The organism is Pleomorphochaeta naphthae (assembly GCF_055396005.1).
The window spans coordinates 1,371,166-1,391,094 of the sequence record NZ_AP042457.1; the positions used below are offsets into that span (position 1 = coordinate 1,371,166).

A 19,929-nucleotide genomic window follows, 5' to 3' on the forward strand; every position below is an offset into this window, starting at 1 on the left:
TAGAATTAGGTGCTACAATTTCTTAGTATACAGAAGTAAGTCTATATTGTTTTTCTCTAGTTGCATGTTTTTTAGGTATATATATTACTTCGTATGTTCAAGGCTATTTATAGAACTTTTTCCTACAACTACTCCTACATTTCTTACTATATTTTTAAATTATCTACTTTGACTTATATGGGTTGTATGTTTTATTTCATTTGTTGTTTTCTCAATATACTAATCATTAATAATTTTAAATTTCTTAGCAGAAAAAGATTTTTCAACTTTTTTTCTAGATTTGGAAGATGAAATTTTTGTTATTATTTTAAAATTCTCATTCAATTCAACCCTTTTTCTAAAGTCCTCAACTTCAATTCTTTATCTTGTGTGAGTCTTACTAAACACTTCTTTGCTCATTGAGGACTATAAAGATTTGTTTTTTTGAATAATTCATTTAAATATTGTGATTATGAATTAATTTGAAGAAAATTATTTGTTTCAAAATCTAGTAAATCAAAGGCCAAATAATTTATTAAAACATAATATAATGATTAACACAAAAATAATGAAAAACCATCATTTCATAGAGTTTTTAACAGGTACTAATTATGCTAACAAAAGAGAAAATGGTACAATTGTTGTACCAAGAACTTGTTTAAAACATTAATTTTGCTTTTTAAAATGTAATAACTGGAGAAGAATATAGAAATCAGAAAAAAGAAAGCTTAAAATAATCGGGAATGAGCTTCATTCTGTTAAAATGTGTTTAACTAATGAAGCAGCTATTGCTGTTTTAGCAAAAGAATATGACAAATAATTATCCAACAATACTAAAATAGGCAAATGAAAAGAATGACAAATACTGTTTTACAATTAACTAATTTAAAAATGCTCGACTACTCTCTCATAAAATAGTATATAATTTCTGAAATTTATGGTAATATTCTCTTATGAACTTAGATACCTATATTATAAATGATACTCATTTTAAAGATATTGCTCATGCCTTAAACAGTGAATTAAGGTTAAAGATTATCAAAATTTTATCTACTGAGCCTAAAAATATATCTCAGCTATGTGAAATTTTACAAATCCCCCAATCCACTTGTACATTAAATATTAAGATATTAGAAAAAGCCAACTTAATTGAAACAAAATTTGTTCCTGCAAAATCAAAAGGTGTACAAAAAATATGTTCTCTAAAATATGGCAGAATACTTTTATCTTTTGATGGCGTCAATTTTCACCCTAAAGAAAGTAATATTTATACTACTGAAATGCCAATTGGCCTATTTACTGATTTTGAAATAAGTGCTCCTTGTGGAATGGTTAATGATAAAAAAGTAATTGGACAATTTGATAATCCTTCAGCTTTTTTATCACCTTCTAGAGCAAGCGCTGGGTTAATTTGGTTTTCTCATGGGTTTATTGAATATAGATTCTCAAAAGATATGTATGACTTATCTAGAAAAATCAAAAGTTTAACTTTCTCAATGGAGATATGTTCTGAATTCCCAAGTCATAATAATAGTTGGTTATCAGATATTACTGTATGGTTTAATGATATTGAATTAGGATATTGGACAAGCCCTGGTGACTTTGGTGGATCACGTGGAAAACTCACTCCTTTATGGTGGGATATTAACTCAAGTCAGTTTGGATTGTTAACAAGATGGAAGATAGATAAAAATGGAACTTATGTTAACCAGAATAAAATATCCGACCTAACTCTTGAGGATATAGATATAGATAATGTTGATTTGCTTAATCTAAAAATAGGCGTTAAAAAAGATGCTAACCATCGTGGAGGTATTAATATTTTTGGTAAAAATTTTGGTAACTATGAGCAAGGTGTTAAACTTGAAATAGAGGTTGAATAACCCATATTTTATTATTATTTAATTTAAAATCTCTTTATTGTAAGAGATTTTTTTTTATCTAAAAACCCTTATTTTATATATTATATTTTTGTTTTATATCAGAAAATTCTAATATAAACAATTAATTATTGCTTATTTATGCCATATTTTGAGTATTATTTTTCTTGACAACGGATTTATATTGGAATAATATAATACAAAAGACAATATTCAAAAGGAGAAAATTATGAAAAATTGTTATTATTATTAGTTTTTGCAATTAGCACTACTATGCTTTTTGCTGGAGGAGATTCTGAGAAACAACAAGAAACTTCTACTGTAGAACTAGATATCAACGAAGATGGAACTATAAATAATCCAGAAGATGTAAAAGTTGATAAAGACAAACTAGTTTTATGGTCTTTATTTTCAGGAGGTGATGGAGAATATTTTGATCAAATAATTGATAGCTACAATGCTACAAATCCTAGCAAGCAAGTTCAATCAATTATGCTAGTTTGGGCTGACTATTATACAAAATTAATGACAGGTGTAGCAGCTAAAAAAGGTCCAGATATTGGTATCTCTCATGTATCAAGACTTCCTTTATTATATTCTCAAGGAATAATTGAGCCTATAGATAAATATAGTGAAAAAGCAAATATTGATTGGAGCAAATATACTGATGGAATGAACGCTTCCGTTACTTTTGATAATATGCATTATGCTATGCCTTTAGATACTCATGCAGAAATATTATATTATAATAAAGATTGGCTAGAGAAAGCAGGAATTTCTCTTAAAGATGGTAAACTTGATATAAATTCTTCTTCAGATTTTGAAAACATTTTAATGAAATTGAAAAAAGTTGCTGGGGATGGACAATCTGCTTTAGCTTTACCTCAACAAAATGATGACCCTTACAGAATTTGGTGGGCTCTTTACTTCCAAATGAATGGTACTCCTTTATTAAATGCTGATGGAACTAAAGTTACTTTAGATAAAGATATAGCTGTAAAAGCATTAACATATTTGAAGAGTCTTTATAACAAAGGCTATATTTTAGAAGGTATTGTAGACCATCAAGCTATGTTCTAATCAGGAGATGCTGGCTTATTATTCGGTGGAACTTGGGCAACTGGTGTTTTTGCAGCTACAGATGGTTTAAATTTTGGTGCTCAAGCTATGCCTAAATTATTTGATAATGATTCTTGCTGGGCTGATGCTCACGTATTAATTATACCTGTAAATAAAGATAGAACAGAAGAAGAAACTCAAGCTGCTGTTGACTTTATTCATTATGTTTCAACAGAAGGAGCTACAACTTGGGCAATGTCAGGTCAAATTCCATCTAATTTAGAGGTTCAAGAAGCTCAAGATTATTTAGATCTTCCATATCGTAGTGATTATAAAAAAGCTGCTTCAACTGCTGTACTTCCTCCACAAAGCGAATACTTTAATGCCTTATATTCAGTTATGAATTCTAACTTGAATAAACATCTTTCAGATGCAACTACTGCTGAAGTTGCTATATCAGAAATGATTGAAGAATTACAAGAAGAGATAATGTAACTTAGGCTATCATCCCTATTCGCCGCTATACCAAGAATGGGGATGATATATTTTTAGGAGTATTTTGCTTATGAGAAATAAAAATTTATATCTTACAGTATCCATTTTTTTATTACCCTTTGTCATATTTTATACAATATTTACTGTTGCTCCCATTTTTCAGGGAATTTATATAAGCTTTCACAAATGGGGAATAATGGGTAGTCAAAGTTTTTTAGGACTTGATAATTTTATTAAGGCATTTCATGATAAATATTTCATCGGAGCTTTAAAAAACACACTCATATTTGTACTTTACACTGTCCCCTCTATGTTAATTGTAACTTTTACTTTAGCATATTGGGCTAATAGAAAAGTTGGTTATAATAGAATACTTAGAATTTCATATTACCTTCCAAGTGTTTTATCAGTCTCTGTTATTTCGCTTCTAACAGTATATATGGCTTCTCCTTATACTGGATTTTTGAATCAAACTCTTCAATTTTTAAAAATCATTCCAAAAGGTGTAGAACCCCAATGGCTTTTAAATTTAAATTTAGTTTGGATAACAATTGTAGTAGCTACTGTTTGGTGGACAACAGGGCTTAGCTTTCTTTTATTTTACGCTGCTTTACAAGATATTCCAGTCCAACTATATGAAGCTAGTGATATTGACGGAGCTACTAGCACTAGAAAAGTTTTTAATATTACCATACCGATATTAAAACCAACTTTTTTACTAGTTTTTTTCCTACAAGTTATAGCATGTTTTAAAGTATTTGGACAAATCTACCTTATTACTGGTGGAGGACCTGCTAATTCAACTAGACCAATTATCCAATATATATATGAAACTGCTTTTGAAAAAAATAAATTTGGATATGGATCAGCTATGAGTTATATCTTATTTTTAATCCTGCTAATTTTTACAGTTTTAAAAGTTAAATTTCAAAATCAATCGGAGGTTTAAATATGAGTACAATCAAAAAAAAGACCTTCGGATATTACATAATTGGAATTATATCTATATTTTTTGCTTTTATTTATCTAATACCAATCATTTGGTCGCTCTTTTGCTCGATCAAAGTAGAAGGGACTCAAATAAAATCGGCTATAGATTGGTTTAAACCACCCTATACCTTCTCTAATTATATAGATGTTATAGTTAATTCAGCTGTTACTAGATGGTTATTTAACAGTATTATCTTGGCAGTTATAACGGTAATATTAAATATCGTATTGACTTCTTTAGCAGCATATCCACTAGCTAAAATGAAGTTTAAAGGTAGTAAAATAATTTATTTATATCTACTTTTAGGTTTGATTGTTCCAGGTGAAGCAACAATAATCCCATTATTTACAATAGTTAATAAATTAGGATTACTTGATACTTATATAGGTTTATTTTCACCAATTGTTGCAACCTCTATGAATTTACTTATTGTAGTTTCATTTTTTGCTATGGTTCCTAAAGATATGATTGAATCAGCAAAAATTGATGGTGCAAAAGAATTTATTATTTTTTCTCAAATAATTATTCCACTTTCTAAATCTGTCTTAGTCACAATTTCTATATTCTCGTTTATGGGAAGTTGGAATAATTATTTATGGCCATTGTTGTGTTCAATTAATGATAATATGTTTACCTTACCGGTTGGAATTCCTACCTTCTCAGGCACATATACAATTGACTACGTAAAACCTATGACTGCTAATATGATAGCATCAATACCCGCTATCATTATTTACATAATATTTGAAAAAAAGATTGTTGAAGGCGTCGCTTTAACAGGAATCAAAGGATAAAAAACTAATTCAAACAGGAGAATTACATGAATATTGACAAGTTGTATCCACGACCACAGTTATATAGAAAAAACTGGCAAATTTTAAATGGTAGTTGGAATTTCAAATTCGATGAAAATAATATTGGAGAGAAGGAAAATTGGCAAAAAAAATTTCCAAGTCCTTCAACTATTAACGTACCATTTAGCTATGAAACTAAATTAAGTAATATAGGTGAAGAAAAATTCGTTAAAGTCGTTTGGTATGAGAGAAATGTTGAACTTTCAGAAGTTCAGTTATCAGGAAATCTATTTCTAAACTTTGAAGGCTCAGACTTTTATACAAAAGTTTATATCAACGGGGTGTTTGTGAAAGAACATAAAGGCGGTAATACTCGCTTCTCTGTAGATATTAGTAATTTTGCTATAGTTGGCAAAAACTCAATCACTGTTAGAGTTGAAGATGATAATTCTCCTCACCAATTAGTTGGTAAACAAAGATGGGTTGAAAGAAATTTTGGCTGTTGGTATTTACAAACTACAGGTATTTGGAAAACAGTTTGGTTAGAATGGACAAAATCAAAGAAATATATTGACGCTGTTAAAATAACTCCAAATATTAGAAAAAAAGAAGTCAAATTAGATATAAAAACTATTAATACAAATTCTGATGATCAGATTATGATTAATATATCTTTTAATAATGTGAAAGTCACATCTCTTTCATTAAATTGTTTTAAAAAAGATATTAGTGTTTCTTTAAACATTGAAAGCAAAATTGTATCTGAATGGGGAATCGCTTATTGGTCAGTTGATAATCCTGATTTATATGATATTGAATTAATTTTGAAAAAAGATGCAGTTATTTTAGATTCAGTTAACTCTTATTTTGGTATGAGAAATATTGAAATACATGGACCAGAAATTATATTCAATGGAAGAAAACTATATCAAAGATTATTGCTTGATCAAGGTTACTGGAAAGATTCAAATCTAACCTGTCCTAGTTATGAAGCTTTAGAAGAAGATATTTTAAAAGCTAAACAGCTAGGCTATAATGGGGTTAGAAAACATCAAAAAATTGAAGATGAAAGATTCTATTCAATCTGCGATAAAGTTGGAATGCTTGTTTGGGCTGAGGCTCCTTCGGCTTTTGAATTTAATGATTCTATGATTTCTAATTTCGTATCTGAATGGACTTCTATTGTTGAACAACTTTATAATCATCCTAGTATCATAACTTGGACACCTATTAATGAAAGTTGGGGTGTTAGTGATATTTTAGTTGATTATAAACAGCAAAAATTTAGTGAAGCAATATATAACCTTACTAAATCTCTTGATGATACTAGACCTGTTATTGTTAATGATGGCTGGGAGCATACTGTTTCTGATATTATTACTTTGCATGATTACGAATCTAATTTAGACAAATTTAATGAAAGATATATAGATTTATTTAGCCTAATTAAAAATAATCAATTAAGCCACAATAAACATAAATTACCATTTGCTGAAGGATATAAATATAATAATCAACCTATAATAATTAGTGAGTTTGGTGGTATTGCATTTGATGATAAAGAAGAAGGTCATTGGGGCTATGGAGATCAAGTTAAAACTGAAAATGAATTTTTGAAAAGATTTAGTGATTTTGTATTAGCTATTAAGGATCTACCTTATGTTAGCGGATATTGTTATACGCAATTATCTGATGTTCAACAAGAAGTTAATGGATTATTAACTGAGTTAAGAGAATTCAAAATAAATCCAAATAAGATTAGAGAAATAAATCTTAAATAGCACTTCAATTTTAATAAATTATGGGGACTAATGAAAAAATATTCATTTAGCCCCCTTTATTTTAACAGACATATATATTAAGAGAAGATACTAAACCATTAAAATTGGAATTATTCATCTTTAATATTTTCTTACACTAATTAAAACATTTAATAAATAATATTAAGACAAAAGCCCATGTATGTACTTTGAATTAAAATTATTATTATATGAAATTATTGTTAGTAAAACTATTGAAAGATAGATACTGAAAAATAGTAAATATTTTATAGCCCTAAATTTCAAACTTTTAAAACTTAAACTTTTCCTAGATTATATAATATCTATTATATATTGTTGAACTTCCTTAAGTATATTTATCAAATGAATAAAATACTCAATTGAAATATTAACTGTACCCTTTTAAAGATCTGTAGTATTTAATGCAACTAATTTAGCTTTGAAAAACGAAGTTTAGAGTTCAATAGATATTTCAAGTCTGAATTAATATTTTTTTAACAATATATCTTATTTTAAACTTGACTATGAAATATCAATAATTAATAATAAAAAAAGGAGGCATGTATGAAATATTCCAAACCCGAAATTATTGCTAACAGTACATCAAATTTTTCAGCAGGCACAACTAGATGCGGTGCAAGAAAACATCCACCAGCCTGTTAATTTTAGAAATTTTGTGAGGGGGATTTTTAATCCCTCCTTTATTAAGGACTTAATTTTATAATAAAATACAATTAATTATTTTTATTTAATAACCTAATTTTCAAATGATTTACTTAGATTAATCTAACTCTAGTTTAATAAATTTTTTTTAATTTATCTTATATGTATTTACAAAAAAACATTTTAAATAAGATTTAATACAATCAACTTTCAAGAGAAATAGGTTAATAACTAAGGAATACCAAATTGTTATTTAATTTGATTTCAATTACTTTAGATATAGAATAGGCAAATTTACCCAAAACAATAAAAATGAATTTAGATTTTTTTTGTATAATATATATTCATAAATAACACTCCTAAGGTATCTAAATAAAATTGAGTTATCGATATTTTTTATTACAAGCTTTAACAGTTGCATGATAGATTTAAGCATAATATTAGCAACAGCATTCAAAAAATAAATACAAAATTCATAGCGATTATGTAATTTTACCATGACAAATTCATCCCTTTTAATAGATGGTCATAATTTTATAGCTTTAGGAGACCCTTATGATTAACAACTTGATTATTAGTATTAACGAAGATACATATTTTAGAAATTTTAGCGAATTTGGATATTTATATAATAAAATAACAAAAAAAGAACTAATTATCGATCAAACTGGTTCCTATTTTGTTTCTCATATTTATAGAACCAAAAAATCTTTAAATCAAGTTGTTAAAACAATTGCAGAGGCTTTTGAAGATACTCCTATAAAAATAATAAATAAAGATTTTCTAGATCTAATTAATAAATTGGTAAACTATGGTTTTATATATCTAGAAGAATCGCTTGATAAAAGAGTAAAAAAAGCTGATAAATTTTCTCAAATTGAAGAATTTACTAATCAAAGTGCATCAAGCTATATGAAAAATTATTTTCAAACTACCCCTACCCCATTTTATTCACATTTAGAAATAACTAAAGCTTGTAATTTAAATTGTATTCATTGCTTTTGGCCAAGCCACAATAACATTTATTTATCCAAAGAAAGTATTTTTAATTTATTAAATGATTTATCTCAAATGGGTTGTCTTTATTTATATATTTCAGGAGGTGAAGCTTTTTTGCATCCTAATTTCATTGAAATATTGCAATATGCAAATTCACTAGATTTTTGTATAACTATAATGACTAATGGAACTTTAATCGATCAATCCATAATCAATGAGTTAAAAAAAATTAAAATAGATCACATTCAAATTTCAGTATATAGCATAGATGAAACAATTCATGATCAAATCACTGAGAGTAAGGGAAGTTTAAAAAAAACATTAGATGCAATAGACTTATTAAAGTCAAATGGGATAGAAGTTCAAATTGCCTCTCCTATATTAAAGGAAAACAAAGATAGTGTTACTAAAGTATCTAATTATTTCAAAAATAAATATAATATATTTGTAGATCATGACTATAAGATTGCAGCTAGAAAAGATTTTTCAAAAGACAATTTAAAACATAGAATTAAAATAGATGATTTTAAATATTTAGTTGAAAAAGATAATATTATAGATGTTAATCCCATCGAAAACCGATTGAACAATATTTGTGGTGCTTCAATCGAGATGATTTGTATATCTCCTGATGGAACAGTTTCACCTTGTGCTAATTTTGATTATGCTGTTGGAAATATAAATGACTCATCTATAAACCATATATGGAACAACTCTAGTAAACTTTTAAATTTTAGAAATATTACAATTAATAATTTTATTAAGTGTAAAAACTGTGAATATCTACAATTCTGCAAAATATGCCCAGCATTAAATTATAATGAATCTAACGGAGATATATTTTATATAAATGATTATTTCTGCAAAATGTCAAAAATTATCAAAAATGAATATTGTAGAAATTATCACAAATGAAGTATTTAACAATAGTCATATAACTTTATAACATTCAAATAAACGCCTATATAGTAATTTACCTTTCCTTAATTGGTGAATTTGCTATGATATAATAAATCAGGGATGAATTAATTATATTTTTCTCTCCATCTTGATTTAAGCATTCAACGCTCTATGCTTTGAAGATCAAATTGCTAGAATAATGTACCACAAATAAGTTTCTTTACGCACATAAAAGATGATATTAATATAACAAATTGTAAATCATTTACAGACCTTAAAAAAACATAGATAATTATATGGATTATTACAATACTGAAAGATATAAATGGAAATTATGCAAGATGACACATAATGAATATAACAAATATATCAGAAAGGGAAATTATATTATTCCAAGAAAAGAAAAGGTAAAAGTGAAAGTTGACTAGAAAAAACACTCTAACTTTTAGAATATGAAGAAAAAGGATTGCGGTTTTTCTTTTGTCTTTGAAGTGGGGTCTACTTCAAACCTAGGTAAAAAAATAAGACAGTCTAATAAGTTTAAATTATAAAAATTTATAGAAGGTTGCCTTTTCTCTTCCTAAAAAAATAGCATTTATCAAACTCGTTAAGTTATATCAAAATTACTAATACATCTATTAATATATTTCTATTTTAAAATCAAATAAAACAAAAGTTAATCTAAATAAGTACAAAATATAAAATTTCTCATGTTTATTTCGCATTTCCTTTAGCGAAGAGATTTTTAGTAGCATTACGTTCAACAATCTACAAACTTTTTACCAATTTAATTACAAATGCTAAACAAGTTGAAATTAATTTACATTGAGCAATTTAAATATGATTTTAAATAAATCAATGCAAAACAAACCCCTTAGTTACATGATAGTCTATAGTACTAAAGGGTTTTCTTCAAAATACTAATTCAATATTTTAAAATAATTATTAATATTCCTTTTCAAAATCAACAATATTTCCATTATTATCAAATTCTATACTTTTAAATTCTTCTAATAGCTCTAGAGTTGGATTAGAAATGATTTCTTCTTTAAAACCTTCTGAAACATAAATAACTTCTATATCAGAGGTATTAGTAATTCTCACAACCCTTGGTTCTAGATTATGATGTGTAACACAGGTAAATAATGCAGCTTTAATCGCCAATTTATCATTCTTCATAATCATGGGAATTCTTACCCCTTTTAAAACAGTACAAGTTAGAGCATTAGGATATGAAGCGTCAAAATCTACTTTATCGAACAATCTTTTTGTTCCTATATCCGCCATGCCTGCTCCAATTGAATTTCCATGGCTTTCTTTACTAATATCTAATACGACATAACGTTTAACATTAGGGCCTCCACTTGCAAAAGGAGTACAAAAAGAACCAGTAATATTGGGATCCATTCCATCACCACTAAAATTTTTACCTATAGAATCAACAATTAATACATCTATATTAGAAAAAGGAATTGAAGGCATTAAAGTGCGACTTTTTTTTAATAATTGAGGTTCTCTAATTGGAATATCTTTCTTGGTAATTGCTTCAATAATAGCAGTATCATCAAATGCATTTTCAACTATTCCTAATCCAAATAAAATTGGGGCTTTATCTAAAATAACGTTACCAAAAGTTCTTATATTATGAGCCATTTGACCAAATCCTTCAGAATGGCAAGATTCAGCACCTTTTTGTTTTCCAAGACCAATAACCATCATCTTAAATAAGCCACTTTCAAATTCACCTCTAAAGCAAGTATGTGGTTTAATTCTTCCAACAACAATAATTCCATCAGCTTTGTTTGCATATGAATCGATATAAACAATTTTACCATCTTCTTGCTTTCCAATAGGCACAACATCCATACTAGATTTTATTGGAGCACCAATGATTTCTTCTGTAATTCCTAAACCTTTTAAAACCTCTAATTGTCCTAATGCAGTTGCTCCTCCATGGCTTCCCATGGCTGGGATAATAAAAGGTATACCTCCATATTTTTTTACTTGTTTAACAACTTCAGAAAGTATGAGAGAAATGTTTGCAACTCCTCTGCTACCAGCTGTAATCGCTACAGAAGCATCTTTAATTATTGTTTTTGAAATTTCAGGTTTTGAGAATTCTTCTTTAATTTTTTTCGGTATATCTTGAATACTTGTGCTATCTAATTTTTGTTTTATTTTACCCATTTTAGGGATAGTTTGCCCTTTCAATATTTCTTCAATAACTCCATCTTTATCCCAATTACTATTTCTTAGTTTCATATTTCCTCCACTTATATTAGAATGTTTGGTAACCAAATTGAAACTGCGGGAATAAATGTTACCATTAACAAAGCTAATAGCAAAACTATATAATAAGGTTTTAATTCAATTATTATTTTCTCAATGCTAACTTTGGCGACGCGAGATGTGGCAAAAAGAACCATACCGATAGGTGGTGTCAAAAGTCCAATCATTAAATTTAAAATCATAATTACCCCAACTTGTACAGGATTGACACCTAAAATTGTTGTAATTGGTAATAAAATTGGAGCAATAATTAATATTGCAGCATTTGTTTCCATAAAACAGCCAATTATTAAAAGGAATGCATTGATAATTAATAATAATACAACCTTATTACTTGTTAACGATAATAAACTGTTTATAATCTTATTTGGAATTTGAGTTTTTACTAAAAGATACCCAAATAAATTTGAAACTGCAACTATTATCATAATTGCAACTGTTTCTCTAACTACTTCTTTTAAAACTTGAAACAATTGTTTAGCTGTAATTTCTTTATAAACAAATACCGTTAAAATGAAAGCATAAGCAGCAGCGACTGCAGCAGCTTCAGTTGGTGTAAATATTCCTAAAATAATGCCTCCAATTAGGATTATTGGTGTCATCATTGGGAAAAAAGCATCAAGGAATAATTTAATAAATTCCTTTAAACTTGGATATTTTCTTTTAGGATAATTACGTTTCTTGGAAATGATATATGAAACAATCATCATCAATATTCCCATCATTATTCCTGGTATTAAACCAGCTATAAGTAATTTAGAAATTGAAACTCCTCCGGCAACACCAAACATTACTAAAGGAATACTAGGTGGAATAATTGGTCCTATAGTTGATGAAGCAGCAGTAACAGCTGCAGAAAAATCAGCATCAAACCCTTCATTTTTCATTGCTTCAACTTCAATAGTTCCTAAACCTGAAGCATCAGCAACTGCAGCCCCACTCATTCCTGCAAAAAGAATACTCGCTACAATATTTGCATGAGCTAGTCCTCCAGGTATCCAACCAACTAATGAATTTGCAAAGTTAAAAATTTTTTTTGTAATACTTCCAACATTCATCATTTTTGCAGCCAATAGAAAAAAAGGAATAGCTAACAAAGTAAAATTATTAGTTCCAGCCACTACCTTTTGAGCGATAGTACCTATTGTTATTAGGTTCATAGAACCACTTAACATAAGAACTGATACAGAAGTAATCCCTATTGCCCAAGGAATAGAGGCTCCTAATAAAAATAATATAATTAAAACCCCGACAAATACAATTAAAATTTCCACAAAAAAATCTCCTTTTGTTTATAATCCTCTTACTTGATTCCTATTCAATATCTTGAGGTACAATAACATTTTTATAATTTATGCATTGTTTAACTAGATAATAAATCGCGAACGGCATACATAATATAACAGGTATATAAATTACAGCCTGTGAAATAAATGGTAATGAACCTAAAGTTATATCCCAGGAACTATTCACCATCCTTAACGATCCAATAATCATTAATAATAGAAAACCTATACTTAAAATATTTAATACTATTTGAATAATATAACTAACTTTTTTAGGCATTAAATCTATTAAAAAGGTCGTTTTCATCTGCGACTTTTCTGCTTCAAGCAATACAACTCCATTAAAAATCAAGACTCCATAAAGTAATCTTGAAAATTCTTCTGTCCAAGGCACACTTATTTGTAAGACATATCTAAATAAAACTTGAGCTAAAGCTAAAAAGGTAATTACAACTAAAAGAATTATACATAACATATTAAAGAATTTGACCACTTTCGAAGTTTTCATACTGTTCCTCCTCATATTCATATAAGCACTGTAAAAGAACTATAAATGCACTAAATTTAATTTGTAAATCGACTCAATAACACATATAAGTAAAAAGAGCAAAAAAAATGCATATGTCAATGTTACAGTATTTTTAAAATAGACATATCCAGCTTGCTAAATTAGATAAGATAAATAACAAACTGAATATACCTAACTAACTAACAAGTTTTACTTAGAATTAAGCATAGTAAGAACTTTATCTCTGACATCAGGATCCATTGTTTTAACAACTTCAATAATTCCTGGCATAGCTGCCTCTTGGAACGCTTCCTTATCTACATCAACAAAATTTATCCCTTTTGCCTCTAAATCAGCTCTAATATCATCTTCATGTTGTTGTATTTGCATATCACCCCAAGCTGTTGCTTCACGTGCTGTATCTACTAACAAAGTTTGTAAATCTTCAGGAAGATTATTAAAGAAATCAGCATTTACAGTCCATTTAAAAACACCCCAAAGATGTTGAGTTAAAATTATATTATTATTGACTTCATAAAATTTATTTGTGTTAATTAAGTCGAATGGATTTTCTTGTCCATCAACAACTCCGGTTTGTAAAGCACTATAGACCTCAGCGAGATTAATCGGTGTAGGATTAGCTCCTAAAGATTTCCAAACAGTTACCCATGAAGAGATTTCTGGTATTCTTAGCTTTAAACCTGAAATATCTGAAGGTGTTGTTACATTTCTACTAGTTGTAAGATTCCTTGCTCCACGACTTTCATAAGCAACTATAATTTGATTACCATTCTCGAGAACAGCATTTTTTATTTTATCACCGATTTCACTTTCTAACACTTCATAAGTATCCTCAAGGCTAGTGTATAAAAATGGAATAATCGTACAATCATACTTGGAGGCTAATTGACCTGTAAGATTATCTCCAAAAAGCCCCATTTGGATTTCACCTGTTTTTACTTGTTCTAAATTTTCCAACTCAGAACCTAGAGCCGCATTCGGAAATAAATTCACAACAAACTGTCCATCTGATTTCTCTTCAAGATTTGCCTTAAATCTTTCTAAAGCCATAACTTCATTAGATCCTGTACTAGTATGGATTCCAACATTAATTTCATAGACTTTCTTATCTGATGTTTCGGAATTTCCATTTGAAAAGACATTAACGATTACCAAAGAGGCAATCAAAATAAATATGATTAGTTTTTTCACCCTAATCCTCCTTTTGTTTTTATATATCAAACTAATCGGCTAATTATGTAGCAATTAAATTTCTACAATATTTAGTAATTCAGTTTAATGTTATATTTTTATGTATTAGAATTAAATAATTAACTCTAACTATAATTTATTTACCAATTATGATACCTGAAATTTTTTCATAGTATTCTGCTAATCCACTGTGATCATGTTGTCCTTTTCCATCAAAATGTAAGTTTTTAAACATTTCTTGGATTTGAACTGATAAAGGAACTGGACTACCAATATCATGGGCAGTTGATATAGCATTAGCTAAATCTTTAATGTGCAAGTCTATTTTAAATCCAGGTTTAAAATTTGAATCAATCATCATTGGGGCTTTTGCATTCATTACTGTAGATCCTGCTAGTCCACCTTTAATTGCTTCAAAAACTGTTTGAGGATCTACACCTGATTTTTTTGCTAAAGTCATTGCTTCTGCTAAAATGGCAATATTTCCTGCAACAATAATTTGATTAGCTAGTTTTGTGGTATTTCCTGCACCTATTCTTCCACAAAGAACCGCAGAACCTCCCATTATATCAAGTATTGGTTTAACTTCATTAAATAGGTCTTTTTCACCGCCACACATAATTGATAAAGTACCATCAATTGCTTTTGGCTCACCTCCTGATACTGGTGCATCTAACATTCTTACGCCTTTAGCTGCACATGCTTTTTCTATTTCTTGGCTAGCTAAAGGTGCAATAGAAGACATATCAATATATTTTAAACCAGGTTTAGCACCTTCTAATACTCCATCTTTACCCATAACAACTGTTTTAACGTGAGGAGAGTTTGGAAGCATTGTGATTAGCAATGGAACTTCAGCAGCAATTGCTGCAGGACTTTTCCCTCTAATTGCTCCAGCTTTTTCTACGATATTTATATTTTCTTCGATTATATCAAAAACTATAACTTCGTTACCTGCCTTTAATAAATTTTTTACCATGGGTTTTCCCATAATCCCTAAACCAACAAATCCAATTTTCATAAAATTCTCCTATTCTCCTAAAGTATTTAAAACTTTTTGTACTATATCATCTTCAGTTAAATGATATTTTTCTAATAATTCTTCATATTTTTTTGCACTAGTCCCGTAGCTATCATTAATTGCGACCATACCAATTGGAAGTGAACAATCACTTAAAGCTTCTGCTACAGCACTACCCATACCACAAAATATATTATGCTCTTCAGCAGTGATTATTGCTTTAACACCTTTAATATTTTCTTTTAGCTGTTCGATATTTAATGGTTTAATTGTTGATAAATTAACAATTCTAGCACTTATCCCTTTTGTCTCTAAAATTTTAGCGGCTTTTAAGCTTTGGGAAACCATAGTTCCACAAGCAAATATAACTACATCTTTACCTTCTTTAACTTTTGTCATTTGACCTATAACATAGGGCTTGTTAGGATCAGTTATTTCAGGTAATTCTGCTCTACAAACTCTTAAATATACAGGTCCATCATGATCTAACATAGCTTTTACCATTTGCTTTGTTTCAATTGCATCTACAGGACATAATACACTCATGTGAGGGAGAACTCTCATAATACCAATATCATCAATTGATTGGTGAGTCTTACCATCACCAAAATCAGAAAGACCAGCAGATGATCCACAAATCATAACTTTTATATTTGGAATTGCTATTGAAGACCGAATTTGGTCATATGGTCGTCCTGAAGCAAATACTGCAAATGAACTTGCAAAAGGAATTTTTCCAGCTAATGATAAACCTGCAGCAGTAGAGATCATATTTTGCTCTGCTATGCCCATTTGAAAATATCTTTCTGGATAATTGTCTTGAAAATATACACTCATTGTTGATTTTCCAAGATCTGCTTCTAAAGCTACTACTCTTTCATCACTCCCAATTTCAACTAAAGCTTCACCATAAGCTTTTCTAAGACTCGATGTTTTCATTTAACTAAATCTCCTCTCTCATTTTTTCTATGCACTTTAAACATTCTTGATATTGTTCTTCAGTTAAAGCAGCATTATGGAATTGACATTTACCTTCGGCAAAAGGAAAGCCTTTACCTTTTATAGTATTTGCTACAATCACTGTTGGAATATTTTTTGTTTCATCAGCTTCATTAATAGCTTCTCTTATTTCTTCAATTGAATGTCCATCTATTTCAATTACATGCCAACCAAATGTTTTAAATCTATCTCCAATATTTTCAATTGGGAAAACTTCTTTTGTAGTACCAGAAGCTTGAACAGAATTTTTATCAATAATTAAACATAAGTTATCTAATTTATAATTAACACTACTCATTGCTGCTTCCCAAATTTGACCTTCTGACAACTCTCCATCACCGCATACACAAAATACCTTTGATGTACTTTTATCTAGTTTTAATCCCATAGCCATACCACTAGAAATGCTTAAACCTTGGCCTAAAGAACCTGTTACCGCTTCTAAACCTGGAGTTTTATCTATATCTGGATGGCCTTGTAAGGTCCCATTTAGAGTTTTTACTTTATGTAGTTCTTCTCTTCCAAAGTATCCCAGTTCCACTAATGCAGCATATTGAGCTAAAACTGCATGGCCCTTTGAAAAAATTAAGCGATCTCTTTTTGGATCTTTTGGGTTTTTAGGGTCCAAATTTTTCATCCTATCAAAATATAAAACTGACAATACATCTGCAATAGAAGAACTACCTCCAAGATGCCCAACTTTACCAGGTGGTATCATTTCAATAATATTCGATCGAATCTGTATAGCCATCTCTTTCAAATATTTATCCTTATTTTTTGAGTTCATAATTTTCCTCCTCAATTTTTTTATTAATAACAAGTTACTCCACCATCAACGCATAGAGCTAACCCATTTATAAAATTTGCTTCTTCACTTGCTAAATACAAAACTGCATTAGCAACATCATCTTTTGAACATAATCGTCCTAGTGGAACTTCTCCGTATCTTTGTGCTTTTTTTTCAGGATCTTTAAAAAGTTCTTCTATAAAAGGTGTATTAACTGTACTGGGATGTATTGAATTACATCTAATTCCGAACTTTGCATATCTTGAAGCAATAGACTTCGTAAGCAATGTTACTCCGCCCTTTGTTGTCGTATAGGCTTCTGGTGTAAATTTATGTCCTATTAGACCACAAACGGAAGACATATTTATAATGGCACCATTCTTCTGGCTTTTCATTATAGGAAGAACAGATTTAGTTCCAAGAAAAACAGTCCCTACATTAACCTTCATCATCAAGTTCCATTCTTCAAAACTAATATTTTCAATATCTTTTCGAATATTTATTCCAGCGTTATTTACTAAGACATCAATTTTGTTTTCATTCTCTAAAACATGAGCAATAACTTTTTGCCATTCTTTTTCATTAGTTAAATCCATCTGAATAAAATGTAATTGTTCTTTTTCTTTATTTTGGTTTAATAAATCTAAACCTTTCTGCTGATCTAAATCTAAAACATAAACAATTGCTCCTGCATTTACGAGTTTAATGCTCATATAAGATCCTAACCCGCCAGCCCCTCCAGTTATTAAAATAACTTTGTCACGTACGTTCATCTAAGTCATCTCCAATATGATTTTTATTTTTGTTCCATCTAAATTATTTTCTAAAGCTTTAAAAGCTTCTATTGAATTATCAAAACTAAATTTGTCTGTAATGATTGGATTAACATCAATTTCACCTTTTTCTAATAGAGCAACACAATCTTTAAAATCTTCAAAGGTATAAACATAATTCCCTTTTATATTTAATTCGGTCGTTACTATTTTTTGCATATTAATTTCAATCATTTTTTGAGCATTTCCAATCCAAATCGCTGTACCACCAATTTTTAAAGCATTAATTGATGTATTAGCTGTTACTTCAATTCCAACAGCTTCAATTGCAAAATCACACATTTTTGAATTTGTTAATTGAGATATTTTTTTTATAGGATCTTCTTGATTTGGATTTATAACATAATTGGCACCCATTTTTTTTGCTAAATCTAATCGAAAATCAAAGGTATCACTAACAATAATATTTTTAGCACCTCTGTATTTCAAAATTGCTACAGCTAATAAACCAATAGTACCTGAACCTAAAACCAATATATATTCACTTTCAACTAGTTCCTGATTACTAATCTTATTAACTGCCCTATAGGCAACTGCAAGGGGTTCAGTCATAGCCGCAATAGTAAAATCAAGATCATCATCAAATGGAATTAGATATTTTTCTTCAACATTTACATATTCACACATAGCCCCATTTTGATCCAAAACACCCATACAAATTCCATTTGGGCACATATTTACTAACCCTTTTTTACAATAATCACATTCTCCACAAAAAGGTTTAGGAAATACTATTACTTTTTGACCAATTTTGAACTTTGAGTGATTATTAGGAATTTTCTCTATTATTCCACTGAATTCATGTCCCATAATCATTGGAGCAGTTCTACGACCTGTTTTTCCTAAATATCCTTCAAAATCAGATCCGCAAATTCCACATGACACAACTCTAATTTGATATTCATTATCATTTGGTGAGGGAATTTGAATATCCTTCATTTCTAATTTTTTCGGACCTAAATAAAATAATGCTTTCATATTTTCTCCTAAGTACTAAAAAGACAATAACGAGGTAATTTAAAAAACTTAATTAATTATGATATTTTTAAGATTATTAAGCTTTTTCTTGTGTCTATATTGTGGGGGACAGTTTAATCAATAATTAAATAATTAAATAATTAAATAATTTAAATTATATTTTTAATAACCTTTGTAAGATTTATATATCAGATATGTTACTTACACTTAAAAATACATTTTTTGTTTGCTATTCCCGTATTCATTTTGTCTTTATAATGGGAATCATAACACCAGTAATTTTACATGTCAACAAAAAATATTATTTTTTTTAACTTGTAATATATTTCTTAAAACATATTATAAAAATATATAATATGTTATTATAATATGATTTAATAATATTACATATTTATCAAATATTGTGATATAATTAAACAAATTTCACATTTATATTGATTTTGTTAGAAAAATATAGTATTACATATATATATAA

At 28.6% G+C, this 19,929-nt stretch carries 16 protein-coding genes; 7 read left to right on the plus strand and 9 right to left on the minus strand.

Features of this window, described 5'->3' with window-relative positions; translation table 11 throughout:
- Nucleotides 1–932 precede the first annotated feature (932 nt).
- The 7 genes from ACZ5SO_RS06255 to ACZ5SO_RS06285 all read left to right on the plus strand — a co-directional run bounded on the left by ACZ5SO_RS06255 (nucleotide 933) and on the right by ACZ5SO_RS06285 (nucleotide 9,556).
- Complete coding sequence (locus ACZ5SO_RS06255; protein ID WP_464627514.1) at nucleotides 933–1,862, plus strand: ArsR/SmtB family transcription factor; 930 nt, start codon at nucleotides 933–935, stop codon at nucleotides 1,860–1,862.
- Between the two features lie 234 nt (nucleotides 1,863–2,096).
- Nucleotides 2,097–2,939, plus strand: coding sequence for an extracellular solute-binding protein (locus tag ACZ5SO_RS06260; protein WP_464627515.1), 843 nt, complete (start codon nucleotides 2,097–2,099; stop codon nucleotides 2,937–2,939).
- 87 nt (nucleotides 2,940–3,026) lie between these two features.
- Nucleotides 3,027–3,413: a hypothetical protein gene (locus ACZ5SO_RS06265; RefSeq protein ID WP_464627516.1), complete on the plus strand. Its 387-nt coding sequence runs from the start codon at nucleotides 3,027–3,029 to the stop codon at nucleotides 3,411–3,413.
- Nucleotides 3,414–3,483: 70 nt separating this feature from the next.
- Complete coding sequence (locus ACZ5SO_RS06270; RefSeq protein ID WP_464627517.1) at nucleotides 3,484–4,362, plus strand: carbohydrate ABC transporter permease; 879 nt, start codon at nucleotides 3,484–3,486, stop codon at nucleotides 4,360–4,362.
- Nucleotides 4,363–4,364: 2 nt separating this feature from the next.
- On the plus strand, nucleotides 4,365–5,198 hold the full coding sequence (locus ACZ5SO_RS06275; RefSeq protein WP_464627518.1) for a carbohydrate ABC transporter permease: 834 nt from the start codon (nucleotides 4,365–4,367) through the stop codon (nucleotides 5,196–5,198).
- A gap of 26 nt (nucleotides 5,199–5,224) precedes the next feature.
- Nucleotides 5,225–6,979 (plus strand): glycoside hydrolase family 2 protein, encoded by a 1,755-nt coding sequence (locus ACZ5SO_RS06280; RefSeq protein ID WP_464627519.1) that lies wholly within the window; start codon nucleotides 5,225–5,227, stop codon nucleotides 6,977–6,979.
- Between the two features lie 1,218 nt (nucleotides 6,980–8,197).
- Nucleotides 8,198–9,556 carry a radical SAM/SPASM domain-containing protein gene (locus ACZ5SO_RS06285; RefSeq protein WP_464627520.1) on the plus strand — a complete coding sequence of 453 codons (1,359 nt, stop codon included), beginning with the start codon at nucleotides 8,198–8,200 and terminating at the stop codon, nucleotides 9,554–9,556.
- A gap of 930 nt (nucleotides 9,557–10,486) precedes the next feature.
- Here the strand turns inward: ACZ5SO_RS06285 and ACZ5SO_RS06290 are convergent.
- The 9 genes from ACZ5SO_RS06290 to ACZ5SO_RS06330 all read right to left on the minus strand — a co-directional run bounded on the left by ACZ5SO_RS06290 (nucleotide 10,487) and on the right by ACZ5SO_RS06330 (nucleotide 19,454).
- Nucleotides 10,487–11,803 carry a nickel pincer cofactor-dependent isomerase, group 22 gene (locus ACZ5SO_RS06290; RefSeq protein ID WP_464627521.1) on the minus strand — a complete coding sequence of 439 codons (1,317 nt, stop codon included), beginning with the start codon at nucleotides 11,801–11,803 and terminating at the stop codon, nucleotides 10,487–10,489.
- 11 nt (nucleotides 11,804–11,814) lie between these two features.
- Nucleotides 11,815–13,104 (minus strand): TRAP transporter large permease, encoded by a 1,290-nt coding sequence (locus ACZ5SO_RS06295; RefSeq protein ID WP_464627522.1) that lies wholly within the window; start codon nucleotides 13,102–13,104, stop codon nucleotides 11,815–11,817.
- 40 nt (nucleotides 13,105–13,144) lie between these two features.
- Entirely contained in the window at nucleotides 13,145–13,624 is a 480-nt protein-coding gene (locus ACZ5SO_RS06300; protein WP_464627523.1) for a TRAP transporter small permease, read from the minus strand.
- A 210-nt stretch (nucleotides 13,625–13,834) separates the two neighbouring features.
- Nucleotides 13,835–14,836, minus strand: coding sequence for a TRAP transporter substrate-binding protein (locus ACZ5SO_RS06305; protein ID WP_464627524.1), 1,002 nt, complete (start codon nucleotides 14,834–14,836; stop codon nucleotides 13,835–13,837).
- Between the two features lie 136 nt (nucleotides 14,837–14,972).
- Nucleotides 14,973–15,857, minus strand: coding sequence for a 2-hydroxy-3-oxopropionate reductase (garR, locus tag ACZ5SO_RS06310; RefSeq protein WP_464627525.1), 885 nt, complete (start codon nucleotides 15,855–15,857; stop codon nucleotides 14,973–14,975).
- A gap of 9 nt (nucleotides 15,858–15,866) precedes the next feature.
- Nucleotides 15,867–16,796 carry a transketolase family protein gene (locus ACZ5SO_RS06315; protein ID WP_464627526.1) on the minus strand — a complete coding sequence of 310 codons (930 nt, stop codon included), beginning with the start codon at nucleotides 16,794–16,796 and terminating at the stop codon, nucleotides 15,867–15,869.
- Nucleotides 16,797–16,800: 4 nt separating this feature from the next.
- A complete protein-coding gene (locus tag ACZ5SO_RS06320; protein ID WP_464627527.1) occupies nucleotides 16,801–17,643 on the minus strand; it encodes a transketolase in 843 nt (280 codons plus the stop codon).
- A gap of 23 nt (nucleotides 17,644–17,666) precedes the next feature.
- Complete coding sequence (locus ACZ5SO_RS06325) at nucleotides 17,667–18,416, minus strand: SDR family NAD(P)-dependent oxidoreductase (RefSeq protein WP_464627528.1); 750 nt, start codon at nucleotides 18,414–18,416, stop codon at nucleotides 17,667–17,669.
- Nucleotides 18,417–19,454 (minus strand): zinc-dependent alcohol dehydrogenase, encoded by a 1,038-nt coding sequence (locus ACZ5SO_RS06330; protein WP_464627529.1) that lies wholly within the window; start codon nucleotides 19,452–19,454, stop codon nucleotides 18,417–18,419.
- Between the last annotated feature and the right edge of the window lie 475 nt (nucleotides 19,455–19,929).

Coding starts and splice junctions, on each gene's coding strand:
- ACZ5SO_RS06280 (WP_464627519.1), top strand. CDS start 5,225: ATGAATATTGACAAGTTGTATCCACGACCACAGTTATATAGAAAAAAC.
- ACZ5SO_RS06315 (WP_464627526.1), bottom strand. CDS start 16,796: ATGAAAACATCGAGTCTTAGAAAAGCTTATGGTGAAGCTTTAGTTGAA.
- ACZ5SO_RS06255 (WP_464627514.1), top strand. CDS start 933: ATGAACTTAGATACCTATATTATAAATGATACTCATTTTAAAGATATT.
- ACZ5SO_RS06290 (WP_464627521.1), bottom strand. CDS start 11,803: ATGAAACTAAGAAATAGTAATTGGGATAAAGATGGAGTTATTGAAGAA.
- ACZ5SO_RS06300 (WP_464627523.1), bottom strand. CDS start 13,624: ATGAAAACTTCGAAAGTGGTCAAATTCTTTAATATGTTATGTATAATT.
- ACZ5SO_RS06275 (WP_464627518.1), top strand. CDS start 4,365: ATGAGTACAATCAAAAAAAAGACCTTCGGATATTACATAATTGGAATT.
- ACZ5SO_RS06320 (WP_464627527.1), bottom strand. CDS start 17,643: ATGAACTCAAAAAATAAGGATAAATATTTGAAAGAGATGGCTATACAG.
- ACZ5SO_RS06285 (WP_464627520.1), top strand. CDS start 8,198: ATGATTAACAACTTGATTATTAGTATTAACGAAGATACATATTTTAGA.
- ACZ5SO_RS06325 (WP_464627528.1), bottom strand. CDS start 18,416: ATGAACGTACGTGACAAAGTTATTTTAATAACTGGAGGGGCTGGCGGG.
- ACZ5SO_RS06265 (WP_464627516.1), top strand. CDS start 3,027: ATGCCTAAATTATTTGATAATGATTCTTGCTGGGCTGATGCTCACGTA.
- ACZ5SO_RS06330 (WP_464627529.1), bottom strand. CDS start 19,454: ATGAAAGCATTATTTTATTTAGGTCCGAAAAAATTAGAAATGAAGGAT.
- ACZ5SO_RS06270 (WP_464627517.1), top strand. CDS start 3,484: ATGAGAAATAAAAATTTATATCTTACAGTATCCATTTTTTTATTACCC.
- garR (WP_464627525.1), bottom strand. CDS start 15,857: ATGAAAATTGGATTTGTTGGTTTAGGGATTATGGGAAAACCCATGGTA.